Annotated in this window: 7 protein-coding genes; 4 read left to right on the top strand and 3 right to left on the bottom strand. The window is 30.6% G+C overall.

Annotated elements, in window-relative coordinates; translation table 11 throughout:
• Window positions 1-384: 384 nt before the first annotated feature.
• From Q0U66_RS04765 to Q0U66_RS04755, 3 genes are all read right to left on the bottom strand, one after another.
• Entirely contained in the window at window positions 385-798 is a 414-nt protein-coding gene (locus tag Q0U66_RS04765) for a PH domain-containing protein (RefSeq protein ID WP_297378037.1), read from the bottom strand.
• Between the two features lie 460 nt (window positions 799-1,258).
• Window positions 1,259-1,570, bottom strand: coding sequence for a hypothetical protein (locus Q0U66_RS04760; RefSeq protein ID WP_297378034.1), 312 nt, complete (start codon window positions 1,568-1,570; stop codon window positions 1,259-1,261).
• A 204-nt stretch (window positions 1,571-1,774) separates the two neighbouring features.
• Entirely contained in the window at window positions 1,775-3,658 is a 1,884-nt protein-coding gene (locus Q0U66_RS04755) for a DUF4118 domain-containing protein (RefSeq protein ID WP_297378031.1), read from the bottom strand.
• Window positions 3,659-3,965: 307 nt separating this feature from the next.
• Between Q0U66_RS04755 and kdpF the strand changes: the two genes are divergently transcribed.
• The 4 genes from kdpF to kdpB all read left to right on the top strand — a co-directional run.
• The gene (gene kdpF, locus Q0U66_RS05830; RefSeq protein WP_099321785.1) at window positions 3,966-4,043 is read left to right on the top strand and encodes a K(+)-transporting ATPase subunit F; all 78 of its coding nucleotides are present in this window, start codon (window positions 3,966-3,968) and stop codon (window positions 4,041-4,043) included.
• A gap of 33 nt (window positions 4,044-4,076) precedes the next feature.
• Entirely contained in the window at window positions 4,077-4,382 is a 306-nt protein-coding gene (locus tag Q0U66_RS04750; protein WP_297378028.1) for a hypothetical protein, read from the top strand.
• A 25-nt stretch (window positions 4,383-4,407) separates the two neighbouring features.
• Window positions 4,408-6,150 (top strand): potassium-transporting ATPase subunit KdpA, encoded by a 1,743-nt coding sequence (locus Q0U66_RS04745; protein WP_297378025.1) that lies wholly within the window; start codon window positions 4,408-4,410, stop codon window positions 6,148-6,150.
• A gap of 8 nt (window positions 6,151-6,158) precedes the next feature.
• The coding region (gene kdpB, locus Q0U66_RS04740) for a potassium-transporting ATPase subunit KdpB (protein ID WP_297378021.1) at window positions 6,159-7,587 on the top strand (1,429 nt) is incomplete at its 3' end.

Genomic DNA, 7,587 nt, shown 5'->3' with positions numbered 1-7,587 from the left:
CGCATAGGGAATTGATTGCTAAAAAGGGACTTTACTATAATTTGTATAGGAATCAGTATATTGAGAACCAACTAGATCAAATTTAATTTTAGTGCAGTTACATCTTGTAACTGCATTTTTTATATTTTCATAGTAATTTCGTTCATTATCATAAAAAATCTAAATACAATTGCAATATTTATCTAAATATTTTATACATTAAGATGTAGAAAAATATTTTAAGGAGGACTTATTATGGAAGGAAGAAGACCTAGAAAGTCATTATTAATGTACGATAAAGTGCTATTTTTCAGCGCACTTTTATTATTCGTCTTCACTTTAATTTTTGCACTTGATTGGATTATTAGTGGAGCAGCTATGAACAATGCAGATGGTTTTGACGTTTTAGATAAGGTAGCCGGCTTTGGAAAAAGAACAGGTATATACTTTATATTTTGTGTTGCAGCCTTCATTCTCTTTTGGTCTATAGGCGTTAGGATAGGCTTGATCTGTTGCAACATCGAGAGATACTTTTTTAAGAAGTTTGTAGACATCGTAGGGATCTTCAATGGAAATAAATTTATTTGCGTCAGCCTTAAAGCTGTAAGATGAATTCCCCCCTTCGCCATTATAAACTAAGATAATTGTGCCAAGTCCTTTGATGTTTTCCATAAAGTTTACATCTACTTTCAAGTTTGTAAGCTCTCTGTGCTCATAATTATTTACATCTCTTCCAAAAATGCCCTGACTGATGTAAACTCTCTTATCTGTAATTGCATATTCTATAGTCCCATAATTTAAAACTCTGTAAATCGGCATTAAAATTGCAAACCAGACAGGAAAAAGATGAATTATAAAAAAATTATAAAAAATCCTTGTATAAAATTAAATTCTCTAAGAAAAGTAGAAATAAAAAAGAAGTCAAAGATCCCCCAGATTAATGCAATCAAATAAATGCTTGTGGTTGCCTACAATATAAAGAAAGACATTGGGTCTTCCTCGCCACAATATATTTTCATTGTCGTCAATAATTTTTTAAATCATAATTTCCTCAATTTCTTTCTCTTTATTAAGATAAAGTATTCTTGTCTAGTATTTTATCACAAATATACTTGTGATAAAATATTTGAATGGCTGAATCTCCACTCATATCTATAGATTTTTCTTTATATTCTTTTGAATTAAAATTTTAAAAATCTATAAAAATTTAGTAACATAATTTTTGCTAATACCAAGCAACTACACGTTAATCTTTGTAATTATTAGTTTCAAGAAATTCTTAAAGTTTAGATAGAGCTTTTTCTGCATATACATAACCACCATAATCTTTATCAGGATTACAAATGTACAATTCTTCAGTATACGGCTCTTCGCCATTTTCAACTCGCATCTTATTAATACTATACCTCGTATCATTAAGTTTTGATCCAATTATTTCTATATAGAAATCCTTTTCCGAGCTTTCTTTAAGGAAAACTTTTCTTTCTTTTAAATCTGCGACGATTACACCCAGAAATTCAGTTTTCCCTTCCGGGTAATACTCATAAACAACTTCCTCATTTGAAAATGAAATCTTCTTTAAAATAACCATTGCATACCTCTATTTATATTATAATCAAAACTACCAGCTCAGCTGGTAGTTTTGATTTGCCCATTTATATATTGATTATGAAATGATCTTAATACTTTATTATTTGTTCATTAGTTCGGACATAAAAATACCCCCATAATATAGCAAAGTATTCAATAGAAAAATTATGAAGTTATAATATTAAATTTTATTAAGGTTTATATATCAAGACTTATTTTCCAATGAATCAATTGCCAGAGCGATCTCGTTTAGCATGGCTATAAGCAGAGATTTATCATTTACTGACAATTGACTACCGATACTTTTATCTGACATATCTATGCCGACAACGCCATAGACTGCACTATTTTTTCTAATGGCAAAATATAAGCCATTAGCATTAGTTAGAGTATTTGTGCCTGCACCAGCACTATCATTATTTAAAAATACCCATTTTGCTACAGTTTTCTCGGAGTCTTGCAAATATATTTCTTTCATATTTGCGACGTTTTTTGGGTTATAAATTATTGGCGACAAAAGCGAGCTTTTGAAAACAGGATAAAATATTATTACCTTGTTTAGGAGCTTATATAGTTGATAGCAGGTTTCATACATTACTTCATCATAGTTTTTGCTTAGCTGCAATCTCTGGCTTGTTTTAAGCAGAACTTCTAAGCTGTGTGACTGCTGAGTTGTTAGTATATTTTCTTTTTTTAGTCTATTTTGCATTAGACTTATGAAAAAAGAAACTATGCTCATTATTATAAATATCATTAGATATTCTTTTGAGTAAATCCTCAAAGAATAATATGGTTGTATAAATATAAAATCTATAATAAATATATTTAGCAAGAGAGCAAGCATATTGTATATAGGGTGTTTTGTTGTGTATCCAACTATGCAGGATGATAATGTATAAAGCAAAACTATGTTAGTTGTATTAAAATCTAAAATAAATAAGGCATAAGATAGTATAGTTGTAGCTAACAGTATGAGCAAAGTTACTATCAGATCTTCTCTATCAAAATGCACAAATTCATCTAGCCTTATATTTTTTTTCTTATACTCACTGTTAGCATCAGGGATTATGAATATATCAAGATTTGGAGCATACTTAGTAATCTCATCAATTATAGTTGTTTTATTCAAAAATGATATTTTCTGTGAGGATCTTCCCAAGACAAGCTTTGATACTCCACTAAGTTTTGCATATTGGCTAATTTGAAATGATATATCATCACCATAAGAAGAAACGATATTAGCTTTTAGATGTTTAGCTAAGTCTATATTTTTTTGTAAGTTATTTTTTTCTGTATTAGAAAAATTTTTGCTTTCAGATGTTTCTACATATAGGGCACTAAACTCTGCATGGAAAGAGTTAGCCATCCTATAAGCAGTTCTGATTGCTTTTTGGTTAGTAGGTGATGGGCCAAGACACACTAGTATATGTTCTTTTAAAAATGGTTTATTTTTATCGTCAGAATACAAATTTATTTTGTCAGCACATCTTCTTAAGGCTATCTCCCTAAGTGATACCAGATTATCAATTGTAAAAAAATTTTCCAAAGCTTTCTTTGACTGCGCATTCTTATATATTTTTCCTTCTTTCAATCTTTCGATTAGCTGTTCTACTTCGATATCAATTATTTTTATATGATCAGCATTATCAAATACATAATCAGGTACACGTTCATTTACTTTTATTCTTGAAATTGACTCAACTATATCATGAAGACTTTCTAGATGCTGAACGTTCAAAGTTGTATATACATCTATTCCGGCTCTTAGCAATTCTTCTACATCTTGGTATCTTTTTTTGTGTCTGCTTCCTGGTGCATTTGTATGGGCAAGTTCATCTACTAATATGATGTCAGGTTTTCTATCTAGGGCCTTATCTATATCCAGTTCATTAAAAATATGATCTTTATAGTTTATTTTTTTATAGTCTATTATATCTAGACCATTCATTAATGCTAGAGTATCTTTTCTATCATGAAGTTCTACATAACCAACAACCACATCTATGCCTTCTAGGTACTTTTCGTGGGCAACTTCTAGCATATTGTATGTCTTGCCGACACCTGCACAGTATCCGAAGAAGATTGTCAATTCACCTTTTTTTCCATAAAATTATCCTTCTTTATTTATTTATTTCTGATTTTATTTTACTATATATATTTAAAAAAAAGGCAAAATCAGTGAATTTTAATACAATTTTAATGTCTATGGTGCATATTTTAAAACTATTTTAAGGAAAAAGTTGTTATATTATACATATAGTTAGAGAATAGGAGGAGTGATTAATGTTAGACCTTATTATGATAGCTATAATTATCATTTCATTTTTAATATTAAAATTATTTGTCCATTGGATAGATAAAAAAATTACAAGTAATTAATTATTGTGGAGGTTTATATGTTACTATTATTAATTGTTATTTTAGGGGTTTTATGCTATTTGTTTTATGCACTGATTAACCCTGAGAAATTTTAAATATAGTTTTGGGAGATAAGTATGGAGGAAATTATGAATTTAACTAAATGTGATTTTAATAATTGCTTGAATGATTTTTGTTCCTTAATAAAATTAAAAATTGATTTGGGAAACCTTGACGAATGTTTAGAATTGGTAAAAGATAAAATGAAAGAATATCCACATAGTCCAGTTCCTCACAATTTGTTAGGTATTTTGATGGAAATAAGAGGAGACCATGAATTGGCTATGAACCACTTCAGGGCTGCTTGGGCATTAGACCCTTGCTATGAACCTGCTAGTAAAAATTTGGAAAATTTAGCAATATATGGCACAAATAAAAAATATATATTTTCGTAAGAAAATTGTGTAAGTAGGAGAGATTATGTTACAAATATTATTAACATTACTAATATTCTTAGTCATTATATTTCCATGTGGAAATTACTTATATAAAATGACTAACAATAAAAAAACATTCGCTGATCCTTTATTTGATAAAGTGGATTCAGGAATTTTTAAAATTTTAAAGATTGAAAAAAGTGATATGGACTGGAAAGAATATGCATTGTCATTGATTCTTTTAAATGCGTGTTTGGTTCTACTTTCATATCTAGTTCTTAGAATTCAATCTATAGGGATATTTAATCCAAATAAAATAGGCTCTATGGAGGAAACTTTAACTTTTAATACAATTATTTCTTTTATGACTAATACTAACTTGCAACACTATGCTGGTGAATCAGGCTTGTCATATTTTTCTCAAATGTTTGTGATTATTATGATGATGTTCACTTCAGCAGCTAGTGGATATGCAGCTTGCGTAGCAATGATAAGAGGAATACTTGGAGAGAAGATGGGAAACTTCTTTGTAGATTTTATAAAAATCATAACAAGATTTTTATTACCAGCATCTATTATTGTTGGATTATTATTGGTGTCTCAAGGAGTTATCCAAAACTTTAATTCTAATATTTTAATTAAAACTATTGAGGGCAAAAACCAAGAACTTGGTGCTGGTCCTGTAGCTGCTTTGGAAGCAATTAAACATTTGGGTACTAATGGTGGAGGATTTTTCGGAGCCAATTCATCAACTCCTTTTGAAAACCCTAATATTATTTCAAATATTATAGAATTAATTTCTATGATGTTATTGCCAGGATCATGTATTTTCATTTTTGGAAAGATGGCACATGATAAGTTTATTAAAAAATCAGCAAGTGGAAATGAACAAATACCAGAGCACACAGATAAAGCTATGGCTAAGAAAGTTTGGCTGGGCAAAGAAGGCCAATCAATATTTATTGCCATGTCCATATTATTTGTAATAGGCTTAGGTGTTTGCTATCATAATGAGCTTAATGGTGTAAATGGGGCAAGTCTTTCTGGAATATCTCACAATATGGGAAATATGGAAGGAAAAGAGATGCGTTTTGGCATTGCCCAATCTTCATTATTTACAACAGTTACAACGTCATTTACTACTGGTACTGTTAACAATATGCATGATACACTTACACCTTTGGGTGGCCTAGTTCCTTTGCTTCACATGATGTTAAACGTTGTATTTGGTGGAGCAGGTGTAGGACTTATGAATATGTTAATCTATGCTATCTTAGCAGTATTTATATGCGGTCTTATGATTGGTAAGACACCGGAATATCTAGGTAAAAAAATTGAAGGTAATGAGATGAAACTTGCAGCTTTATCAATTATCATTCACCCACTTTTGATTCTAGGTTTTTCTGCACTAGCAGTTAGTATAAATCCTGGACTTGAGGGTATTACTAATCCAGGATTCCACGGACTAAGTCAAATACTATACGAATATTCTTCATCAGCAGCGAATAATGGCTCTGGTTTTGAAGGTTTGGCTGACAATACAATCTTTTGGAATATAACTTGTGGATTAGTAATGTTTTTTGGAAGATATTTAGCTATTATTATCCAGCTAGCAATAGCAGGAAATCTTTCTAAAAAAATAGATATCAATGAAACTGCTGGAACATTAAAAACTAATAACTTAACTTTTTCAATTATTTTAGTAATAATTGTTTATATATTTGCAGCACTAACATTTTTGCCAGTACTAGCTTTAGGACCAATAGCAGAATGGTTGGTACTATAGGAGGAAATATGGTTAATAATAAAACAAAATTTGTAAGTAAAGATATAATGAAGACTTCTATTAAAGGGGCATTCTTAAAATTAAATCCTAAGTATATGATAAAAAACCCTGTAATGTTTGTAGTAGAAATTGGATTTATAATTTGTCTATTACTTGCTTTTTTCCCAAATTTGATATATGATGGAAGCAACAATGCAAGTAAATACAATATGCTTGTTTCCATTATTTTGTTTATAACTTTACTATTTGCAAATTTCGCCGAATCCGTAGCTGAAGGTAGGGGAAAGGCACAAGCAGAGACATTGAAAAAAACAAAAAAGGATACTAAGGCTAGAAAAATTTTAGATGATGGAAAAGAAATTGAAATCTCTAGTAATGACCTAAAAAAAGGAGACGTAGTTTTAGTAAAAGTAGGCGAAATAATCCCTAATGACGGTGAAATAATTGAAGGTATAGCAAGTATTGATGAATCTGCAATAACTGGTGAATCCGCACCAGTAACTAAAGAAAGTGGAGGAGATTTTTCTTCAGTGACGGGAGGTACACTTGTTGTATCAGACTGGATTAAAGTTCGTATAAGCTCAGATCCTGGTGAATCATTTTTGGATAAGATGATATCTCTTGTAGAAGGAGCCTCTAGACAAAAAACACCAAATGAGATTGCTCTAAATACCTTGTTGGTTTCCTTAACTATTATATTTTTGATAGTTATCATAACCCTATATCCAATAGCTAACTATTCTAATGTAAAAATTTCAGTTTCTACATTGATAGCTTTAATGGTTTGCCTAATCCCTACTACAATTGGTGCATTACTTAGCGCAATCGGTATAGCTGGTATGGATAGGGTTACTAGATTCAATGTCATAGCAATGTCAGGCAAGGCTGTAGAAGCTTGTGGTGATGTTGATACAATGATTCTAGACAAAACAGGAACAATAACCTTTGGAAATAGGTTAGCTAGTGATTTTATAAATGTCGATGGAATCGACAAATCAGATTTAATAGAATATGCCATGATATCATCACTAAAAGATGACACCCCTGAAGGTAAATCTACAGTCGAACTTGCAAAAAAATTGGGTTCTAAAGTTAATCCAGCAGATTACGAAGATGCGTCTTTTATAGAATTTACTGCTTCAAGCAAGATGAGTGGTATTGATTTAAAAAATGGCGTCATGATACGCAAGGGATCTGGAGAATCCATCATAAAATTTGTCACAGAAAAAGGTGGAAGTGTACCAGGTGATTTGCAAGCAAAAGTTGAAGGTATATCTAAACTAGGAGGAACACCACTAGTAGTTTGTGTAGACAATGTAATCTATGGAATAATCTATTTAAAAGACACCGTAAAACCAGGACTAAGACAAAGATTTGAAAGACTTAGAAAAATAGGAATCAAAACTATAATGTGTACTGGAGATAACCCTCTTACTG

The organism is uncultured Helcococcus sp. (assembly GCF_946998255.1).
GTDB lineage: Bacteria > Bacillota > Clostridia > Tissierellales > Peptoniphilaceae > Helcococcus.
This window is presented reverse-complemented; position numbering and strand designations above follow the sequence as displayed.

Coding starts and splice junctions, on each gene's coding strand:
- Q0U66_RS04765 (WP_297378037.1), bottom strand. CDS start 798: ATGCCGATTTACAGAGTTTTAAATTATGGGACTATAGAATATGCAATT.
- Q0U66_RS04760 (WP_297378034.1), bottom strand. CDS start 1,570: ATGGTTATTTTAAAGAAGATTTCATTTTCAAATGAGGAAGTTGTTTAT.
- kdpF (WP_099321785.1), top strand. CDS start 3,966: ATGTTACTATTATTAATTGTTATTTTAGGGGTTTTATGCTATTTGTTT.
- Q0U66_RS04750 (WP_297378028.1), top strand. CDS start 4,077: ATGAATTTAACTAAATGTGATTTTAATAATTGCTTGAATGATTTTTGT.
- Q0U66_RS04745 (WP_297378025.1), top strand. CDS start 4,408: ATGTTACAAATATTATTAACATTACTAATATTCTTAGTCATTATATTT.